The sequence below is a fragment of the Marinicauda pacifica genome (genome assembly GCF_004793635.1).
In the GTDB taxonomy this organism is placed as follows: Bacteria; Pseudomonadota; Alphaproteobacteria; order Caulobacterales; family Maricaulaceae; genus Marinicauda; species Marinicauda pacifica.
Genome location: NZ_SRXV01000001.1, coordinates 707717 through 728504 on the forward strand (window position 1 = coordinate 707717; position 20788 = coordinate 728504).

At 63.9% G+C, this 20788-nt stretch carries 18 protein-coding genes; all 18 read left to right on the forward strand.

What is annotated here, in order from left to right; all coding sequences use genetic code 11:
• The first annotated feature begins 13 nt into the window (after positions 1-13).
• The 18 genes from E5162_RS03475 to aspS all read left to right on the forward strand — a co-directional run bounded on the left by E5162_RS03475 (position 14) and on the right by aspS (position 20765).
• Entirely contained in the window at positions 14-265 is a 252-nt protein-coding gene (locus E5162_RS03475) for a type II toxin-antitoxin system ParD family antitoxin (protein ID WP_135943543.1), read from the forward strand.
• A complete protein-coding gene (locus E5162_RS03480; RefSeq protein WP_158291186.1) occupies positions 258-548 on the forward strand; it encodes a type II toxin-antitoxin system RelE/ParE family toxin in 291 nt (96 codons plus the stop codon). The genes E5162_RS03475 and E5162_RS03480 overlap by 8 nt, the downstream gene beginning before the upstream one ends.
• 90 nt (positions 549-638) lie before the next feature.
• Positions 639-1583 (forward strand): ACP S-malonyltransferase, encoded by a 945-nt coding sequence (fabD, locus tag E5162_RS03485; RefSeq protein ID WP_135943545.1) that lies wholly within the window; start codon positions 639-641, stop codon positions 1581-1583.
• Positions 1584-1588: 5 nt separating this feature from the next.
• Entirely contained in the window at positions 1589-2326 is a 738-nt protein-coding gene (fabG, locus tag E5162_RS03490) for a 3-oxoacyl-[acyl-carrier-protein] reductase (protein ID WP_135943546.1), read from the forward strand.
• Positions 2327-2523: 197 nt separating this feature from the next.
• Positions 2524-2760, forward strand: coding sequence for an acyl carrier protein (locus E5162_RS03495; protein ID WP_135943547.1), 237 nt, complete (start codon positions 2524-2526; stop codon positions 2758-2760).
• Between the two features lie 12 nt (positions 2761-2772).
• Entirely contained in the window at positions 2773-4062 is a 1290-nt protein-coding gene (gene fabF / locus E5162_RS03500; RefSeq protein ID WP_135943548.1) for a beta-ketoacyl-ACP synthase II, read from the forward strand.
• Positions 4063-4088: 26 nt separating this feature from the next.
• Positions 4089-5135, forward strand: a complete 1047-nt coding sequence (gene mltG, locus E5162_RS03505) for an endolytic transglycosylase MltG (protein ID WP_135943549.1) — start codon at positions 4089-4091, stop codon at positions 5133-5135.
• 1 nt (position 5136) lies between these two features.
• Positions 5137-6021: a YicC/YloC family endoribonuclease gene (locus E5162_RS03510; protein WP_135943550.1), complete on the forward strand. Its 885-nt coding sequence runs from the start codon at positions 5137-5139 to the stop codon at positions 6019-6021.
• Positions 6022-6024: 3 nt separating this feature from the next.
• Complete coding sequence (gmk, locus tag E5162_RS03515) at positions 6025-6684, forward strand: guanylate kinase (protein ID WP_135943551.1); 660 nt, start codon at positions 6025-6027, stop codon at positions 6682-6684.
• Between the two features lie 69 nt (positions 6685-6753).
• The gene (locus tag E5162_RS03520) at positions 6754-8730 is read left to right on the forward strand and encodes a S9 family peptidase (protein ID WP_135943552.1); all 1977 of its coding nucleotides are present in this window, start codon (positions 6754-6756) and stop codon (positions 8728-8730) included.
• A 190-nt stretch (positions 8731-8920) separates the two neighbouring features.
• On the forward strand, positions 8921-10171 hold the full coding sequence (locus E5162_RS03525) for a DUF2254 domain-containing protein (RefSeq protein WP_135943553.1): 1251 nt from the start codon (positions 8921-8923) through the stop codon (positions 10169-10171).
• A gap of 104 nt (positions 10172-10275) precedes the next feature.
• Positions 10276-10563 (forward strand): Asp-tRNA(Asn)/Glu-tRNA(Gln) amidotransferase subunit GatC, encoded by a 288-nt coding sequence (gene gatC, locus E5162_RS03530; protein WP_135943554.1) that lies wholly within the window; start codon positions 10276-10278, stop codon positions 10561-10563.
• Between the two features lie 6 nt (positions 10564-10569).
• Positions 10570-12051: an Asp-tRNA(Asn)/Glu-tRNA(Gln) amidotransferase subunit GatA gene (gene gatA, locus E5162_RS03535; RefSeq protein ID WP_135943555.1), complete on the forward strand. Its 1482-nt coding sequence runs from the start codon at positions 10570-10572 to the stop codon at positions 12049-12051.
• A gap of 20 nt (positions 12052-12071) precedes the next feature.
• A complete protein-coding gene (locus E5162_RS03540) occupies positions 12072-12278 on the forward strand; it encodes a hypothetical protein (RefSeq protein ID WP_135943556.1) in 207 nt (68 codons plus the stop codon).
• 64 nt (positions 12279-12342) lie between these two features.
• Positions 12343-13848 (forward strand): Asp-tRNA(Asn)/Glu-tRNA(Gln) amidotransferase subunit GatB, encoded by a 1506-nt coding sequence (gene gatB / locus E5162_RS03545; protein WP_135943557.1) that lies wholly within the window; start codon positions 12343-12345, stop codon positions 13846-13848.
• A gap of 3 nt (positions 13849-13851) precedes the next feature.
• Positions 13852-14178, forward strand: coding sequence for a hypothetical protein (locus E5162_RS03550; protein ID WP_135943558.1), 327 nt, complete (start codon positions 13852-13854; stop codon positions 14176-14178).
• A gap of 1175 nt (positions 14179-15353) precedes the next feature.
• On the forward strand, positions 15354-18428 hold the full coding sequence (locus E5162_RS03555) for a TonB-dependent receptor domain-containing protein (protein ID WP_135943559.1): 3075 nt from the start codon (positions 15354-15356) through the stop codon (positions 18426-18428).
• 519 nt (positions 18429-18947) lie between these two features.
• Positions 18948-20765: an aspartate--tRNA ligase gene (aspS, locus tag E5162_RS03560; protein ID WP_135943560.1), complete on the forward strand. Its 1818-nt coding sequence runs from the start codon at positions 18948-18950 to the stop codon at positions 20763-20765.
• Positions 20766-20788: the final 23 nt, after the last annotated feature.

Sequence of the window (20788 nt, forward strand, 5' to 3'; positions counted from 1 at the left end):
GGAGTTTGCTTGAATGCCTCGCAATACCTCAATCGTTCTGAGCGATGAACTGCGTGAATTCGTCGAGCGCGAAGTGAGATCTGGCCGTTACAGCTCGGCAAGCGAGGTTTTGCGCGACGGGCTGAGGTTGCTCGAGGACCGGGCGCTCACACGCGACCGGCTGAAAGCGGCCATTGTCGAAGGCGAGGAAAGCGGTCCTGCCGAAGCGTTCGACATGGACTCCTTCCTGGACGACCAGAACGCGGCCTGGGGCAAGCGTGCCTGAACTGATCCTGAGGCCGCGAGCCCGGCAGGATCTCGAAGCGATCTGGCGATATTCGGCCGAACGGTGGTCGCCCGTCCAGGCCGATGTCTATCTGCGCGATCTCGATACGGTGATGCGCGCATTGCTTCATCATCGGCTGCGCGGATATGCGATCGACGATGTCAGGCCCGGCTACCGTGCGATCCGCGCGGCGTCGCATCTCCTGGTCTACAGGCTGGTCGGGGACGTGGTCGAAATCGTCCGCGTCTTGCACCGCAGCATGGATCTGAAGGCACAGATATAGCCGGTGAGCCGCCGCTCGCGCCTTGCCACCGGGCCCCTGGCCAGTCTATCGACGCCGCACAGGAAATACCTAGCAGGGAGGACGCCACGCATGGCGCTTGCTTTCACCTTTCCCGGACAGGGCAGCCAGTCGGTCGGCATGGGCAAGGACCTTGCCGATGCCTTCGCGTCCGCGCGCGCCGTGTTTGAGGCGGTCGACGATGCACTCGGGCAGAAGCTCTCTGCTGTCATGTGGGAGGGGCCGGCCGAAACGCTGACCCTGACCGAGAACGCCCAGCCAGCGCTGATGGCGAATTCCATGGCGGTCATGGCCGCGCTGGAATCCGAGTTCGGTGTCTCTGTGACCGAAGCGAAATTCGTCGCCGGTCACTCGCTGGGCGAATATTCCGCGCTGGCGGCCGCCGGCGCGCTGTCGCTGACCGATGCGGCCCGGCTGTTGAAGCTGCGCGGCCAGTCGATGCAGCAGGCGGTGCCGGTTGGCAAAGGCGCCATGGCGGCGCTGCTGGGTGCGGACGAGGACCTGGCCGAGCGCGCGGTGGCCAAGGGCAGCGAAACGGGAATCGTCGCGATCGCCAATGACAATGCGCCGGGTCAGATCGTGATTTCAGGCGAGAAGGCCGCGGTGGAAGCCGCGATGGCGGCCGCGCAGGAAGAAGGCCTGAAGAAAGCGATGCTTCTGCCGGTCTCCGCACCCTTCCATTGTGCCCTGATGCAACCGGCCGCCGAAGTCATGGCCGAAGCCCTGCGCAAGACCGAGATCCGCGCGCCAAGAGTGCCGGTGGTGACCAATGTGAATGCCGGTCCGGTCGACGAGGCCACCCTGATCCAGGCCCAGCTGGTCGAGCAGGTGACCGGCCGCGTGAGATGGCGCGAAAGTGTTCTGTGGATGGCGGAGAACGGCGTTGACCGCTTCGTCGAGTGCGGATCCGGCAAGGTGCTGACCACAATGCTGAAGCGCACCACCAAGGAGGCAACCGGTCTGGCGCTGAACACGCCTGAAGACCTCGAAGCCTTCGCCAAAGAGATCAAGGGATAAGCGACATGTTCGATCTGTCAGGAAAGAAAGCGCTGGTGACCGGCGCAACAGGCGGGCTCGGCGGCGATATCGCCCGCGCGCTGCATGCTCAGGGCGCGTCCGTCGCCATCTCGGGAACGCGCGAGGAGAAGCTTCAGGAACTGGCGAGCGAGCTGGGCGAGCGGGTCGAGATCACGCCGTGCAATCTGGGCGATGCCGCCTCCGTCGACGCCCTGCCCAAGCAGGCCTCCGAAGCGCTGGGCGGGCTCGACATCCTCATCTCCAATGCCGGCGTGACCCGTGACCAGCTGCTGATGCGCATGAAGGACGAGGACTGGGAGACCGTGATGCGGGTCAACCTGGAAGCCCATTACCGCCTCTGCAAGGCGTCGATGCGCGGAATGATGAAGGCCCGCTGGGGCCGGATCATCGGCATCACCTCGATCGTGGGCGTAACGGGCAACCCCGGCCAGACCAATTATGCGGCCTCAAAGGCCGGCATGATCGGCTTCACCAAGGCGCTTGCCCAGGAAGTGGCATCGCGCGGGGTGACAGCCAACTGCGTCGCGCCGGGCTTCATCGCCTCGCCGATGACCGATGCGCTCAATGATGAGCAAAAACAGGCGATTCTGGCAAAGATCCCGGCAGGCGATCTGGGCAGCGGTGCGGACATTGCGTCGGCTTGTGTGTATCTTGCCAGCGACGAAGCGGGCTATGTCACAGGCCAGACATTGCACGTGAATGGCGGCATGGCCATGATCTGATATCGCGTCTTGCGAGTCGGTGCATCAAGATGCATCTGCACGGAAGACGATTGTTTCGGGCTGCTGGTATCGGTGAAAAAGCCGTGTTATCAGCCCGCTATACTGGGGATCGGAGGCCACAGGGCAACCGGTGCCTCAAAATTGTCCCTGGAGCGGCTATACCTCTGCCGCGCATAGTGCTTTTGGAAAGGTTTCCTATGTCTGACGTTCTTGCCCGGGTTAAGAAAATCGTTGTCGAACACCTCGACGTCGAAGAAGAAAAAGTCACCGAATCGGCTTCCTTCATCGACGATCTGGGCGCCGACTCTCTCGACAATGTCGAGCTGGTCATGGCTTTCGAAGAAGAATTCGACATCGAAATTCCCGATGATGCCGCCGAACATATCCAGACGGTCGGCGACGCCGTGAAGTTCATTTCCGAAAAAACCAGCTAAGCGGACCGCTCCATGTCGAAGCGCCGCGTTGTCGTCACCGGTCTCGGGCTCGTCACCCCTCTCGGGTGCGGAGTCGAGACCGTATGGTCTCGCCTGATCCAGGGTCAGTCGGGCCTGGCCCGTATCGAGCATTTCGAGACCGACGATCTGAGTTGTCAGATCGCCGGGATCGTGCCTCGGGTGGACGGCCGCAATGGCGGGGCGCCGGATGTGGACGGTTCGTTTGACCCGGACGCGGTCATGGCGCCGCGAGAGCAGAAGCGGATTGACGACTTCATCCTCTATGCGATCGCGGCTGCCGACGAAGCCTTGAAGCACTCCGGCTGGGAAGCGGCCGACGAGCGGGCGAGCGAGCGCGCCGGCGTGCTGATCGGTTCCGGCATCGGTGGGCTTCAGACCATCTACGATGCCTCGGTCACGCTGCACGAACGCGGCCCGCGAAAGCTGTCCCCGTTCGTGATTCCGGCGATGCTGATCAACCTGGCCTCCGGTCAGGTTTCGATCCGGCATGGTTTGAAGGGGCCGAACCACGCGGTGGTGACGGCCTGTTCGACCGGCGCGCACGCCATTGGCGATGCGGCCCGTCTGATCGCCTATGGCGATGCCGACATGATGGTCGCCGGCGGTGCGGAATCGGCCATTACCCGGCTCGGCTTTGGCGGCTTTGGTGCGGCACGCGCGCTGTCGACCGGCTTCAACGACAATCCCAAGGCCGGCTCGCGTCCCTATGACAAGGACCGCGACGGATTCGTGATGGGCGAGGGCGCCGGGGTCGTCATTCTTGAAGACTACGACTCGGCCAAGGCGCGTGGCGCGACAATCTACGGCGAAGTCGCCGGCTATGGGCTGTCGGGCGATGCCTACCACATCACGGCTCCGGCCGAGGACGGTGACGGCGGCTATCGCTCCATGAAGATGGCGCTGGACAATGCCGGCATGACCGGCGGCGACATCGACTACGTGAATGCGCATGGCACGTCCACGCCGAAGGGTGACGAGATCGAGCTGCGCGCGGTCGAGCGCCTGTTCGGCGGCACGGCCGACAGTCTGGTGATGAGCTCGACAAAGTCGGCCATCGGCCACCTGCTTGGCGCGGCCGGCGCCGTCGAAGCGATCTTCTCTATCCTGGCGATGCGCGACGGGATTTGCCCGCCGACGCTCAACCTCGACAACCCGTCGGTGGAAACCGCGATCAATCTGGCGCCCAAGGCGGCGGTGAAGAAGACCGTCGACGTGGCCTTGTCCAACTCCTTCGGGTTTGGCGGGACGAACGCATCGGTCATTTTCCGCCGGGCGGACTGATCCCTTTACGCGAAGGGTAACCGGCCATGGCCAAGACACAGAGTGCCCCGGAGACGCCGAAGCGCCGCTCCGGTCCGGCGCGGGTATTTGCCTGGCTGGCATTGCTTCTCGTCATTTTTGCCGTACTGGCCGCCGGTGGCGCGTTTGCCGGCTATACCTGGCTGCAGGCCCGGTTTCACGCCGAGGGTCCGGCCGGTCAGAATGAAACGGTCATGATCGAGCCCGGCTCCGGGCTCATCCGCATTGCCGACGTGCTCGAGCGCGAAGGCCTCGTGAGCGACGGGCGGATATTCCGCGCGATGGTGACGCTGGATGGCGGGCAGGGCGATCTGCGCGCCGGGGAATACGCTATCCCCGAAAACGCGTCGATGGCGGATATTTACGACATCCTGCGCGAGGGCGAGACGATCCACTACCCGGTCACGGCCGCCGAGGGGCTGACCAGCGCGATGATCGCGGCGATCGTGGAGGCCCACCCGGTGCTGGAGGGCGAGATCGACGCGGTTCCCGCCGAAGGAAGCCTGCTTCCCGAGACCTATCTGGTTACACGCGGAACGCAGCGCGAAGCCGTGCTGCAGCGCATGCGCGACGCGCAGAACCGCCTGATCGACGAGTTCTGGCCCGGGCGGTCGCCAGACCTGCCCTATGACAGCGTGGAAGAGGCGCTGATCCTGGCGTCGATCGTGGAAAAGGAGACCGGTGTGGCAGCCGAGCGCCCGATGGTGGCGTCTGTCTTCGTCAACCGCCTGCGCCGCGGCATGCGCCTGCAGAGCGACCCTACGATCATCTACGGTTTAACGCGCGGGGAGCCTCTGGGGCGCGGCATCCGGCGATCCGAGCTCGACGGCCTGGCCAACGGATACAACACCTACCAGATCGATGGCCTGCCCCCGACCCCCATCGCCAATCCGGGCGAAGCCTCGATCCGGGCCGTGCTCAATCCCCCGGATACCGACTATCTCTATTTCGTGGCCGACGGCACGGGCGGGCACGCGTTTGCCACCTCGCTGGCCGAGCATAATCGCAATGTCGCGGCCTGGCGCCGGATCGAACGCCAGCGCGGGGGGCAGTGAGATGAGCCAGCTATCCGGAATGACCGGCTTTGCCCGGGCCGAAGCGGCAGGCGCGCCGGGAACGGCCAGCGCCGAGGCGCGCTCGGTCAACGGCAAGGGCCTGGACCTGCGTGTGCGCCTTCCGGCCGGCTTCGACCGGCTGGAGACCGAAATCAAGGCACGCGCCAAGGCCCGGTTCGTCCGCGGATCGCTGAGCGTCAACATCAACTTCGTCGAAGCCGAGCGCGGCGGCGCACTCCAGATCGATCACCAGCATCTGCGCGCCCTGGCCGAGGCGGGACGGGCTCTGGTGGAGGCCGGGCTCGCCGACAAGCCGCGTGTGGACGGGCTGCTGGCTTTGAAAGGCGTGCTGACCACGCCGGAAGCCGACGCGGACGACGCGCGCCAGGCTGAAATCGAGGCGCTGATGCTGGAGGCGGCCAACGAGGCGCTTGCCGGCCTTCAGCTGGCGCGGCGCGAGGAGGGCGAGGCGATGGCCCGCCTGCTGAACGCTCATATCGGCGAGATCGAACACTTGCGCGACGCTGCGGCGGCCCATGCCGCCACGCAGCCGGAGGCCATTCGCGACCGCATCGCGGCCAAATTCGAAGAGCTGCTGCCCCAGGGTCTGGACGCGGACAAGCTTGCCCAGGAGGCGGCCAGCCTTGCGGTACGCGCCGATGTGCGCGAGGAGCTGGATCGGTTATCGGCCCATATCGACAGCGCAAGGAAGCTTCTCGCCGCCGGCTCCCCGGCCGGGCGCAAGCTGGACTTCCTGTCGCAGGAGTTTAACCGGGAGGCAAACACGCTGTGTTCGAAATCCTCCGATCGCGAGTTGACCGATCTGGGGCTGGCCATGAAAGCCGCCGTCGATCAGATGCGCGAGCAGGTTCAGAATGTGGAGTAGACGATGAGCGGTGATGGCCTCTCCGGTCCGGTATTTCGCGGACGCCGCCGTGGACTGATGTTCGTGCTCTCCAGCCCGTCCGGGGCGGGCAAGACGACGCTGTCCAAGCGCCTGATCGCTCTCAATCCGGATGTCGTGCTGTCCATCTCCGCGACAACCCGCAAGCCGCGCCCCGGCGAGGTCGACGGTCAGGACTATTTCTTCCTGTCCGAAAAGGCGTTCAAGCAGAAGATCGAGGCTGGCGAATTCTACGAGTGGGCCAAGGTCTTCGATCATTATTACGGCACGCCAAAAGGCCCGATCGAGGAGGCGCTCGACGAGGGGCGCGACGTGGTGTTCGACATCGACTGGCAGGGCGCAAGAGTGCTGGCCGAGGCGGCGCCGGACGACTGCGTGCGCGTCTTCATCCTGCCGCCCTCCCTGGCGCTGCTGCGCGAACGCCTGACCAAGCGCAAGCAGGATAGCGAGGAGATCATCCGCGGGCGCATGCAGCGCGCCAAGGACGAGATCGAGCACTGGCAGGAATACGACTATGTCGTCCTGAACGACGATTTCTCCCGCGCGCTGGAGAAGATGTCCGAAATCCTGCACGCGGAACGCTTGAAACGGGTGCGCCATCCCTGGCTGGAAGGCTTCGTAGAGGAATTGATGAAGGAGGAGTAGGGCCTACGTTGCGTTCGACTCCCCGGGCCACCGTGCTAGCCTCCCTTCACCTTTGGGGAGGATGCCACCATGAATTTTTCAGCAACGACGCTCGTATTGGGGCTGGCCGGCCTTGCGCTGACCGCCTGCGACGCGCCCGGGACCGCGACGGGCGGGGATAACGCGGCCGCAACCGGCCGGGACACCGCCGAGGCCCATTCGGCCGAGGTTTTCTTCAACACCACCTCGTTCGGCATGGCATCGTCGTCCGGTCACGCGTTTTCTTCCGAGACCGGTCAGCTCCTGATCTCCTCCGACGAGACCGGCGTGTTCAATGCCTTCGCGCTCGATCCGGAAAGCGGGACGCGCGAGGCGCTGACGACGTCGACCGGCAATGCCGTCTTTGCGGTCAGCTGGTTTCCTGCCGATGGCCGCGCCCTGGTCACGATGGACGGCGGCGGCGACGAGCTCAATCACGTCTATGTGCGCGAGCTGGACGGTACGCTGACCGACCTGACACCCGGCGACAACGTGAAGGCCGATTTCGCGGGCTGGACCGCGGACGGGACCGGTTTCTGGGTCACCAGCAATGAGCGCGATCCGGCTGCCTTCGATGTCTATGCCTACGACGCCGGGAGCTATGAGCGCGAGCTGGTGTTCGAGAACACCGACGCGCTCCAGCCGACAGCAATCAGCCCGGACGGGCGCTGGCTGGCCCTCGACCGCCCGCGGACTTCGGCCGATAGCGATATCCTGCTGGTCGACCTGGCAAGCGAGGACAAGGCCCCGCAGCTCATTACCGGTCACGAGGGCAATATCGCCTACAGCACCTACACCTTCACACCGGACAGCGAAGCCCTGGTCTACGCGACCAACGAGCACGGCGAGTGGAACCAGGCGTGGCGCTACGAGATCGAGACCGGCGAGCAGAGCCCGCTGATCGAGGCAGACTGGGACGTCATGTACGTCGCCTACTCCAACTCCGGCCGCTACCGGGTCAGCGCGATCAATGCCGACGGCTTTACCGAGGTCACCGTGCTCGACCAGGACACGGGGGGCGAGCTGCTCCTGCCGTCCAGCGTACCGGCCGGCGATCTTGCGTCGGTGCGCTTCTCTCCGAGCGAGCGCCAGATTGCCTTCCTGGTGACCTCCTCGACTGCGCCGGCGAACGTGCACTGGGTCGATCTCAATTCGGGCGAGCATCGCCAGCTGACCGAAGCGCTGAACCCGGAGCTCGACCCGGAGGAGCTGGTCGAAGCCGAGATTGTGCGCTTTGAAAGCTTCGACGGGCTGACCATTCCAGGCATCATGTATCGTCCCCACGAGGCCTCGGCCGACAATCCGGTTCCTGCGCTCGTCATGGTTCACGGCGGACCGGGCGGGCAGAGCCGCGCCGGCTACAGCGCCATGGTCCAGCACCTGGTCGATCATGGCTACGCGGTCTACGCGGCGAACAACCGGGGAAGCTCGGGCTATGGCAAGACCTTCTTCCATATGGATGACCGCCGCCACGGTGAGGAGGATCTCCAGGACATCGTGGCTGCCGGCGAGTATCTGCGCGCCCAGGATTGGGTGCAGGACGATGCGGTTGGCGTGATCGGCGGCTCCTATGGCGGCTATATCACGGCGGCGGCGCTGGCCTTTCACCCGGAGGCCTTCGACGCCGGGATCAACATCTTCGGTGTAACCAACTGGGTGCGCACGCTGGAATCCATTCCGCCCTGGTGGGAAGCCTTCCGCGAGGCGCTCTATGACGAGATGGGCGACCCGGCGACCGATGCCGAACGCCACCGGGCCATCTCTCCGCTCTTTCACGCAGACAATATCGTCAAGCCGCTGCTTGTGGTGCAGGGCGCCAACGATCCTCGCGTCTTGCAAGTAGAGAGCGACGAGATCGTGGAAGCCGTGCGCGCCAATGGCGTGCCCGTCGAATACATCGTGTTCGAAGACGAGGGCCATGGCTTCCTGAAGCGGGAAAACCGCATCGAGGCCTCCAACGCCTATGTCGACTTCCTCGACACGCACCTTCGAGGCGAGGCGGGCATGGACGCCGCCCCATCCGAATAAGGCGACCGTCGGCCATGGTGCCGGCAAAGGAGGCAAGACGGGTAGCCGAACCGCGGTTGCCCGTCTTTCCTTGCCTGCTGTCGGGCATTGCCGCGACCTGTGCCTGACAAAGGGTTGAACGGGCGGCGAGATGGCGCGTTAGACGGGTCCGGGAATTTCTCAGTACATCCGGTTAGAGGCGCAGGCGTTCATGTTCTCCAAGTTTGGTTTCCTATTGCGCCAGGGGCTCCGCTCCATCTGGTTCCGCCCGGCCTTGTTCACGGTCGCAGCACTCGCCATCACGCTGATTACGCCGGTGTTCGACCGATTCATGCCGGATGCCTGGGAAGCCGTGGTGAAAGCCGAGACGGTCGACTCGATCCTGACCATCCTGGCGTCCAGCCTTCTGGCGGTCGCAATCTTCTCGCTCTCCACCATGGTTGCGGCCTTCCGGGCGGCCTCTGATTCCGCGACGCCGCGTGCCCGCCCGCTGGTGATCGAGGACGAGACTGCCCAGAACGCCGTCGCCACTTTCATCGGAGCGTTTCTCTTCAGCCTGCTCGGCATTATCGGGCTCGCGACCAATCTCTATGACGATACCGGCCAGGTGATGCTGTTCGTCATGACGCTTGTGTTGATCGCCATCGTGGTCGTGATGCTGATCCGGTGGATTCGCACGCTTTCCTTGATGGGCGATGTCGGGGAGGCGATTCAGCGGGTCGAAAATGCGGGGCTGACGGCGTTCAAGGCGCGGCTCCACGCCCCGAACTATGGCGGCCGGCCGGCCCGCGCGTTCCCGCAAGAGTCCTGGCCGGTGGTGACCCGGCAGCCGGGCTTTGTCCAGGTCATCGATGGCAATGCCTTGCTCAAGGTATGCAAGGAGCAAGGCGTCGAGATCGATATCGTGACGCCGATCGGCGCTTTCTCCGATCCGGCCAGCCCGCTGGTACGCGTCACCGGAGAGCTGGAGGAGGATGCGATAGAGACGGTGCGCAACGCCTTCGTTACCGGTCCGCGCCGCACTTACGCCTCCGACCCGCATTTCGCGCTCATAGCACTGGCCGAGATTGCCTTGCGCGCGCTGTCGCCAGGCGTGAACGATCCCGGCACGGCGGTGGAGGCCGTGCGCTCGATCGAGCGTACGCTGCTCGGCTGGCGCGAGCAGTCCAGGCAGTGCGAGCCGGAGGAGCCGCGTGAAGGACTTTACGGGCCGGCGCTCGACCCGGCCGAGATGCTGGGCGAGCCGCTTCTGATGATTTCACGCGACGGAGCGGGATTCTACGAGGTTGGCGCGACGCTGCAGGCCGCCCTGGCCGGATTGAAAGCGGGCGACAGCGAGGCCTTTGGTAAAGCAGCCGACGAGTTGAGCGAAGAAGCGTTCGAACGCGCCAGGAAGGCCATGGCCTATGCCAGTGACGTTGAGCGACTGGCAAGAAAGCGTCGCAAATCCGGCTTCGCCTGACAGCTGCGGGAGCGTATGGCGCACCGCCTTCTTGCGCCGCAGCACAGGCATTGGTACGTCAACACGATTGAACGTCCTTCGTCTCTTCCCGGAGTGTTTTACCCATGTCCGTTACCCAGGATGATGTCCGTCGCATTGCGCGGCTGGCACGTATCGCCGAGCCGACCGATCGCATCGAGCAGCTGACCGGCGAGCTGAACGGGATTCTCGACTGGGTCGAGCAATTGGGCGAGGTCGATGTGGAGGGTGTGGAGCCGATGACGACGGCTGTGTCCACGCCGCTGCCCCTGCGGCCCGACGCGGTAACGGACGGCGAGATCACCCAGGATATCCTGAAGAACGCGCCGCGGTCCGAAGAAGGCTTCTTCGTCGTCCCCAAAAGCGTGGAGTAGAGTTCGATGACCGATTTTTCCACGCTGAGCCTCGCCGATGCGGCCGCCGGGCTGAAGAAGAAAGACTTCACCGCCACCGAGCTTGCCGAATTCACGGTTCGCGAGGCCGAAGCCGCGCAAGGTGCGCTGAACTGCTTCACGCTGATCGATGGCGAGCGGGCGATGCGCATGGCCAGGGCCAGCGACGAGCGGCTGTCCTCGGGCAATGGGCGTGCGCTGGAAGGCGTGCCGATCGCGATGAAAGATCTGTTCGCGGTGGAGGGCGTCGAGATGACGGCCTCGTCCAACATCCTGAAAGGCTTCACCCCGACCTACGAATCCACGGTCTCGCAGAATCTGTGGGATGCCGGCGCGGTCTTCTTCGCCAAGACCTCCATGGACGAGTTTGCCATGGGCTCCTCGAACGAGACCGCGGCCAGCGGCGCGGTCGTGAATCCGTGGCGCGCCAAGGGCTCTGACGAGAGACTGGTTCCCGGCGGGTCCTCCGGCGGATCGGCCTCGGCGCTGGCGGCGGGCATTTCCTACGGCGCGACCGGTACCGACACGGGCGGCTCCATCCGTCAGCCTGCGGCCTTCACCGGGCTGGTGGGCGCAAAGCCGACCTATGGCCGCTGCTCGCGCTGGGGCGTCGTCGCCTTTGCGTCCTCGCTCGATCATCCCGGCCCGCTGACCAGGACCGTGCGCGACAACGCCATTTTGATGCAGCACATGGCCAGCCCGGACCCGAAGGACTCCACCAGCTATACCGGCGAAGTGCCTGATTTCGCGGCTGCTGTCGGCAAGTCGGTGAAGGGGCTGAAGATCGGCATCCCGTCCGAATATCGTGTCGAGGGCATGCCGGGCGAGATCGAGACGCTGTGGAGCCAGGGCCGCGAATGGCTGGAAGCGGCCGGCTGCGAGATCGTGGATATCTCCCTGCCGATGACGAAATATGCGCTGCCGGCCTATTACATCATCGCGCCGGCCGAGGCCTCCTCCAACCTGGCGCGCTATGACGGCATGCGCTACGGCCAGCGCGTCGAGGGCGAGGACCTGATCGACACCTACGAGAAGAGCCGCGCGGCCGGCTTCGGCAAGGAAGTCCAACGCCGGATCATGATCGGCACCTATGTGCTGAGCGCGGGGTATTACGACGCGTATTACCTGAAGGCCCTCAAGGTGCGCCGCCGCATCCTGGAAGACTTCAATGCCGCGTTCGAAAAGGTCGATGCCATCCTGACGCCGACAACGCCGTCGGCCGCGTTCGGCATCGGTTCGAAGGCCAAGGCGAGCCCGATCGAGATGTATCTCAACGACATCTTCACGGTCACGGCCAATATCGCCGGCATCCCGGCGATGAGCGTGCCGGCAGGGCTGGACAAGTCCGGCCTGCCGCTCGGCCTGCAGGTCATCACACGCGCGCTGGACGAGGAGACGATGTTCTCTGTCGGCGCCGCGCTGGAGGACTCCGCCGGGTTCAGCGCCAGGCCCGAGAAGTGGTGGGCTTGAGGCTGGACGGGCAATAGACGATGACACGCCGCCTGCTCATCCTGGGCTTCGGCCTCGTAGCCATTCTCGGCGCTCTGCTGGCGTCCGGCCGGTTCGGCGAGGGCGGTCTGCAGATGGCGATCGGCATCACGATGCTGGTGGCCGGTGCGGTCGGGATGCTGAACGTCTTCTTCTTTACCCGCTTGAAAAAATCGCTCGACGCCATGACCGAGAAGAAACCAGACTGACACGACACGCTGAGACGCCGCCACAGACCGACCCCGTTTTCACGCCCTAGCAGGACTTTGCCCGATGCCGCTCGATACCGCCGACTACACTTATCGCATTCCCGGTCAGACCGGGGATTGGGAAATCGTCGTGGGTCTCGAAGTGCACGCGCAGGTGCGCTCGAAGTCGAAGCTCTTCTCCGGCGCCTCGACCGAGTTCGGTGCGGCCCCCAACAGCCATGTCAGCCTGGTCGACGCGGCCATGCCCGGCATGCTGCCGGTGATCAACGAGGAATGCGTGGCCCAGGCCGTGCGCACCGGGCTGGGGCTGAACGCGAAGATCAACCGCTTCTCGCGCTTTGACCGGAAGAATTACTTCTACCCCGATCTGCCGCAGGGCTATCAGATCAGTCAGTTCGAGTTTCCCATCGTGGGCGAGGGCGAAATCGAGTGCGAGCGCGATGACGGCTCGCGCTTCACGGTCGGCATCGAGCGGCTGCACCTGGAACAGGATGCGGGCAAGTCGATCCACGATCTCGATCCGAACGCGACCTATGTCGATCTGAACCGCTCCGGCGTCGCCCTGATGGAAATCGTGTCGCGTCCCCACCTGCGCAGCCCCGGCGACGCGGCGGCCTATGTGCGCACGCTGCGCACCATCGTGCGCTATCTCGATACGTGCGGCGGCGACATGGAAAAGGGCCAGATGCGCGCCGACGTGAACGTCTCGGTCTGCAAGCCGGGCGCGTACGAGAAATTCCGCGAGAGCGGGGATTTCTCCCATCTCGGCACACGCTGCGAGATCAAGAACGTCAACTCGCTGCGCTTCATCCAGCAGGCCATCGAGTATGAGGCCCAGCGCCAGATCGACCTCCTCGAGGACGGCGGCAAGGTCATCCAGCAGACCCGCCTGTTCGACGCCAATACCGGCGTGACGCGGGCGATGCGGTCGAAGGAAGAAGCCCATGACTACCGCTACTTCCCCGATCCCGACCTGCTCCCGCTGAAGCTGGAAGAGGCCTTCATCGAGACGCTGAAAGCCGGCCTGCCCGAATTGCCGGCCGAGAAGCGCGAGCGTTTCGTGTCCAGGCTCGGCCTGTCCGAATACGACGCTTCGGTGCTGGCTGCCGACAAGGACCGGGCCGACTATTTTGAAAAGGTCATCGAGGGACGCGACGCCAAGCTGGCCGCCAACTGGGTCAATAACGAGCTCTTCGGCCGGCTGAACAAGGAAGGCCTGTCGATCACCGAGAGCCCGGTCGGCCCGCAGCAGCTCGGCAAGCTGGTCAAGCTGATCGAAGAGGACGTGATCTCCGGCAAGATCGCCAAGGAAGTCTTCGAAATCCTCTGGGACGAGGGCGGCGATCCCGAAGCCATCGTCGAGAAAAAGGGCCTCAAACAGATCACCGACACCGGTGCCATCGAAAAGGTGGTCGACGATCTGATCGCGCAGAACCCCGAGCAGGCGGCCCAGGTGAGGGACAAGCCCAAGGCCATGGGCTGGTTCGTCGGCCAGGTCATGAAGGCCACGGGCGGCAAGGCCAACCCGCAAGCGGTCAACGAGATCCTCCAGAAGAAGCTGCTGGGGTAGCAGATGCGCTTCTTTTGGTGGGCAGTGCTTCTGGTCTTTTTTGTCGTTCCAGCCATTCTCATTGTGCGCATCGGTTGGGACATCTCCCAGCATTCGCGCGAGTGTGAATCCGGTCCCGTTCTGTACGCTGATAGTCAGGGCAATCTGCTGCTTTCTGATGAGACCCTCGATGCTGAGGCGCTTGAGATTCTCCTTGGAGAAGTCGCCGAGATGGCCTCTTCATGCGTCACGCTTTCCCTGGGAGATAAATCGCTTTTTGGGCCGGCCAATCGCCTCATGAGTGCTGCTGATCCTCATGGAGTTCGCGTCGCTATCGATCATCTAGAGTGATGCAATTGTTCTAGCCTGCTGGTGATCCATGATCTCTGGATCCCCGGTCAAGCCCGGGGATGACGACGGGCGCCGGCGAGACGCCGGGCCGCAAAGCGGACGCTCGCCTCCTGCTGCCTCGACTCTCACGTCTCACTTCCCTCTCTTTCCTGACGAAAGTCAGGACCCAGGGGGGACGCGCGGCGCCCTGCGATCTCTGGATCCCAGCGTTCGCTGGGAAAGAGGGGGAGTTGGAATAGATGAGCCCGTCATCCGATCCTTCGAGGGCCGCTGCGCGGCCACCTCAGGATGAGGGTGAAGGGTGATATCGGGTGCATAAACTCAGAAATATATCAGGACGTTAAATCCCGTCCGCTCCCCTCATGCTGAGGTGCTCGCCGCCAGGCGAGCCTCGAAGCATCGGAGGGCAAGCCAACACGTTGATCTTCGGTACCGGGCGCAGGCCGGGGCCTGGAGATCGTGAAACGCCGTCATCCGATGACGCCGTTGCGTCCTCTCCTGGGCCCCGCCTTTCGCCGGGGAGCGGGGGGCCGCAAAGCGGACGCTCGCCTCCTGCTACGTCGACGCTCACGTCTCACTTCCCCCTCTTTCCTGACGAAAGTCAGGACCCAGGAGAGGGCAGGGCGGCGTCATCCGATGACACCGCTCCACGCTCTCTGGATCCCGGCATTCGCTGGGAAAGAGGGGGAGTTGGGATAGATGAGGCCGTCATCCGATCCTTCGAGGGCCGCTGCGCGGCCACCTCAGGATGAGGGTGGTGCGGCATCGGGTGCATAAACTCAGAAATATATCAGGATGTTAAATCCCATCCCCCCCTCATGCTGAGGCGCGAGCGCAGCGAGCCTCGAAGCATTGGAGGGCAAGCGGGCTGGGTGGTTCTCGTTCCCCGGCATTCGTGTTTCGTAGCGGGACGTGATGCAGCCTGAGGGCGTCGTAGCCATCCGCGCTTGACGGCGGAGCCTGGTTCCGGACGGTCCTTCCAACCCATCGAAAACCTCGAAATGGCAAAACGCCCGGCGGACCGTGTCTGGACGCCTCGGGCAAGTCCCTGACCGCCATGCCGGATCGTCTTTCATCCCGGCGATTGGCAATTTTCGGTTGACGATTTCCTTCGGCCAGACAAAATTCACTAACACAAGAGTGAATATAAGCTCTGCAAAATGGGGAGGACTATCATGAAAAGCTCGCTGCGCGGCGCGTCTGGCGCTGCAATTCTCATCGCACTGGCAGGAGGTGCGCCCGTCGTCTGGGCGCAGGAGCCCATAGCGGTCGAACAGGCCGAAGCTGGTGAAACCGGGGCCGGTCGCGATACCATGGATCGCATCGTTGTCACCGGCTCGCACATCCGGGGCACACCGCTCGACGCCGCTCTGCCGGTCGAAGTCCACTCCCGGCAAGACCTTATCGATCAAGGCTCGCCAACCGCGCTCGAGTTCGCGAAGAGTCTCACCATTTCCGGGCCGACGACCGGTGAGTCCTACTATTTCGGCGGCCCGGCGCTCACCGGCTCGGTGAACTACAATCTGCGCGGAATCGGCGCGGACAAGACACTTGTCCTGCTCAATGGCCGGCGGATGAGCCAGAACACCTCAAATATCCCATCGATCGCACTCGACCGTCTCGAGATACTCAAGGACGGGGCCGCCGTGATCTATGGCGCCGATGCGACGGGCGGAGTGGTCAACTTCATCACACGAGACGGTTTCACCGGACTCGAAGTCGATGCCCAGTACACGTTCATAGATGGGTCGGATGGAGACTATTCGATCGGCATTCTCGGCGGCTTCGGTGATGACCGGGTCAGCTTCATGTGGTCGGCTGAATACGAGCATCGCTCCCGCTTGAGCACGCTCGACCGCGATTTCACCTACGCCTCGCTCGACCCGACCCAGCCTGGCTACAATCCGGCGCCCTGGTCCACGTTGACGAACCTCGCGGGCTGGACCCCGCGCGGCGCGCTTCCGGTGATTCCCAGTGCAACGGCCGCTGGAGAGTTCGGCCCGCCGGTCAGCGGGATCGTATCGGACTTCACGCCAGAATCCTGCGCTGCGGTCGGCGGGCGCTACGACAACGTCTATACCTGCGCCTACAACTACATCCCGTACTACAACCTGGTCGAAGAGAACGAAATATACCGCCTCTACGCCCAGCTCGATGCGGAAATCACCGACCGGATGGATTTCCATATGGACGCGTCCTACGGACAGGTGACCTCCCCGCAGGTCTTCGGTTCGCCCTCGCAACCTGTCATTCGCGGCCCGGCCATGGCCGCTGGCCTGCTCGACCAGTTCTACGTGCCGATTTCGAACCCCCATGCCGCCGCGTTTGCGGCTGCCAACGGCGTCGCCGGCGCCGAGGGGTTCACGCCGCTGACCTACAGATTGCTCGCCCATGGCGGCAACCCGTATATGAGCGACGGGGTCGGGTATGGCGTTGCCGACAGGGTCGACAACCAGGTCTGGCGTGTGACGGCAGCGCTCACCGGCGAGTTTTCAGACTGGGCCGGCATCGCCGAGGGCATCGGCTACGATCTCGCTGTCACCTACAATCAGCAGATCGCCTACAACACCCATCCCGACACGCTCGGCTACCGGCTGCAGGAAGCCCTTTCCGGCTTCGGCGGCCCGAACTGCAACGCGCCTGACCTCGATCCGGCACGCTTCGGGACGCAGAATCCCACCGCGGCCGGCCAGAATGGCTGCATGTGGTGGAACCCGTTCTCAAGTGCCTTTGCCGGCCAGCCCGAGCTTGGGTTGGCCAATCCGAACCATATTGCGGGCAGCGAAAATTCGGGCGAGCTCACACGGTGGCTGTTCGACCCGCGAGCAACCGAGACCGTTAGCTCAAATCTGACGCTCGACCTGGTCTTCAACGGCATGTCCGGCATCGCGCTTCCCGGCGGCGAAATCGGCTGGGCCTTGGGCGGACAGGCGCGGCAACTGGAAAGCCGCGAAACCATCGAGAGCGAGTTCTTCGACGGGAGCATGCCGTGCCCGTGGCCTGACGGATATACCAGTGCGAACGGTGCCGGTTCCGACAATCTGGAATCCAATCCCCATCCCACTACGGATCCGCGCTTCAGAGGCTGCACCCCGGACGGGCCCGGACCGTACGTGCTCTTTGCGACCAATCCGCCGGACTACGCCGACCAGCAGCAATATTCCTTCTTCGGCGAACTCCAGCTTCCGCTGCTCGACAATCTGGACGTTCAGGCGGCCGCACGGCGCGAGGAGTTCTCCGGTGGCCTGGGCGCCACGGTCTACAAGGTTTCGGGACGGTGGGATGTGTGGGGTCCGCTGACCCTTCGTGGCTCTTACGGCACGAACTACCAGACCCCGCCGATCGGCGTGACCCCGGGCGCGGTGACCGTGGGGGCGCGTACATTTACGGTCGCGGCCAATAACTGGCTGGGCGCACACTTCATCACCGATTCCGATCTCGAGCCTGAAACGGCAAAGTCCTGGAATATCGGGGCGATATGGCAAAGTCCGGGCTTCCTGCCTGATCACGATTTCCAGCTGATCGTCGATTATTTCGACATTGAGACCGAAGGCGAGATCGGCGAGATCGCCGACCCCAACCAGATTGCAAGCCTTGTCTTCAACGGTCCGGGCAATACGATCACGACCTGCGACCCGAACCAGCAGCCGCTGCTCAACCGCATCACGTTCAATTCCGGCTGCACGGTGGGCATGAGCGGCGTCGGCAGCTTTTCCCTGGTCTCCACCCGGTTCGGCAACGGCCCCGGCCAGACCACGAACGGCTTTGACGTCCAGGCCCTTTACGAACTTCCGCTGGGCCCCGGAAACCTTGCCCTGAACGTGACTGCCACGCTGATCACCGAGTTGGCGACCGGGCCGACGACGCTTGACGGAGTCCAGGTGTCGGACGGGGACGACCGTCTCGGTTTCCTCAACTTTGCAACCTTCGCCCAGGCAGCTCCCGAACTGCGCGCGAATTTCAACGCCAACTACCGCCTCGACCGTCAGAATTTCCGTCTCGGCGTGAATTTTGTCTCTGCAGTCCAGGACGAGCGCCCGGGCATCCAGTACGGCGAGGATGGGGAGGACTGGATCACAGCCGACTTCACCTACCGGTTCGAGATTTCCGAGGCCTTCGCCCTGACCGCAACCGTCGCGAACATGTTCGACGAAGCCCCGCCAGCCGCGCAGCAGGAGTTCGGCTACGATCCGTGGATGGCGAACCCGCTCGGTCGCACGTTCGAGATCGGTATCAGGAAATCGTTCTGACTCTGGCCCCCCCGATGCGGGACCATCTGACACAGTTGCCGGGTCTCGCTTCACATCGTCCGGGGTTTCAGGGCTTATCGCTGAAACCCCGGACGCCGCGGGCGAGCCGGGCTACCGCTCTTTCCTGACGAAAGTCAGGACCCAGAAGAGGACAGGGCGGCGTCATCCGATGACACAGCCCTGTCCTCTCCTGGGTTCCGGCTCTCGCTCCGCTCGGCCGAAATGAAGAAATTTGAAATTATTTCAAAGCATTAAAGACTTCGTCATCCCGGACTTGATCCGGGATCCAGAGAGGCCAGGGTACCGTCCCTTGATGGCGGCGCGTCGCGATCGGTCACGTCCTGACTTCTGTCAGGAAAGAGACGAGCCTGGGTTCCGCCCCCAAGCGCAGTGCGCCACTGCATCCGCCCGCACGAAAGCCGCCGTGTAGCGGCCCGATCCCTTGACATCGCGCGCGTTCCGTTGCCCTTTCCGCCGCGTCGTTTTTCAAGCGGCGCGGACAATCGAGGACACGACTTCATGCACGCCTATCGCACCCATACGTGCGGCGAGCTGCGCAAGCCCGATGTGGGCGGAACGGCGCGGCTGTCGGGATGGATTCACCGCAAGCGCGACCATGGCGGTCTGCTCTTCATCGATCTGCGCGATCATTACGGTCTGACGCAATGCGTGCTGGAGCCGGAAAATCCCAATTTCGAACGTCTCGAGCGCCTGCGCGTGGAGAGCGTCGTGACCCTGACCGGCAAGGTCGTCGCGCGCAGTTCGGAAACCGTCAACGCCAACCTGCCCACCGGCGAGATCGAGCTGCGCGTCGAGGATCTCGAAGTGCGCTCCGAGGCCGAGGAGCTGCCGCTGCCGGTGTTCGGCGAGCCGGACTGGTCGGAAGAAGTGCGCCTGAAGCACCGCTATGTCGATTTGCGCCGCGAAAGCCTGCACAAGCGCATCGTGCTGCGGTCCAGGATCATCGACTCCATCCGCCGGCGCATGGTGGAGCAGAACTTCACCGAGTATCAGACCCCGATCCTCACGGCGTCGAGCCCGGAAGGCGCGCGCGACTTCCTCGTGCCCTCGCGCCTGCACCCGGGTAAGTTCTACGCGCTGCCCCAGGCCCCGCAGCAGTTCAAGCAGCTCATCATGGTCTCCGGCTTCGACCGGTATTTCCAGATCGCGCCCTGCTTCCGCGACGAGGATGCGCGCGCCGACCGCGCGCCGGGCGAGTTCTACCAGCTCGATATCGAGATGAGCTTTGTCGAGCAGGAAGACGTGTTCAACTCCATCGAGCCGGTCCTGCAGGGCCTGTTCGAGGAGTTCTCCGGCGACAACGATGTCACCGCGCTGCCTTTCCCGCGTATTCCCTATCTGGAATCCATGCGCAAGTTCGGCTCCGACAAGCCCGATCTTCGCAACCCGATCGAGATGCAGAACGTCACGCCCCATTTCGACGGGTCGGGCTTCAAGGTCTTTGCCGGGATGATCGAGAAGAATCCCAAGGTCGAGGTCTGGGCCATTCCGGCCCCGACCGGCGGCAGCCGCGCCTTCTGCGACCGCATGAATGGCTGGGCGCAGAAAGAAGGCCAGCCGGGGCTCGGCTACATCCTGTTCCGCGAGGAGGGCGGCCAGGTCGAAGGCGCCGGACCGATCGCGAAGAATATCGGGCCCGAGCGCACCGAACTCATCCGCCAGCAGCTCGGCCTGAAGGCCGGCGACGCGGTCTTCTTCGCCGCCGGCGTGCCTAAGGACTTCGTTGCCTTTGCCGGGCGCGCGCGCAACCAGGTCGGCCGCGAGCTCGACCTGTTCGAGGACGGCGTCTTCAAGTTCTGCTGGATCGTCGATTTCCCGATGTATGAGTGGAACGAAGACGAGAAAAAGGTCGACTTCTCGCACAACCCCTTCTCCATGCCCCAGATGGACCCCGACGAATTCATGGCGCTGGACAAGGACGATCACGAGACGCTGCTGGCCATGAAGGCCTACCAGTACGACATCGTCTGCAACGGTGTGGAATTGTCCTCCGGCGCCATCCGGAACCACCGTCCCGACGTCATGCTGAAAGCCTTCGAATATGCCGGCTACGGCGAAGACGTCGTGGAAGAAGCGTTCGGCGGCATGCTCAACGCCTTCCGCTACGGCGCCCCGCCGCACGGCGGCATCGCGCCGGGCGTGGACCGCATCGTCATGCTGCTGGCCGGCGTGGAGAATCTGCGCGAAGTCGTGATGTTCCCGAAAGACCAGCAGGCCCGCGACCTGATGATGAACGCTCCGGCGACCGCTGAGCTGCGTCAGCTTCGCGAACTTCACCTGCGCACCGTGCTGCCCGAGCAGAAGAAGCCGGGCTAGCGGCTCGCTCCGGTATCTGGACG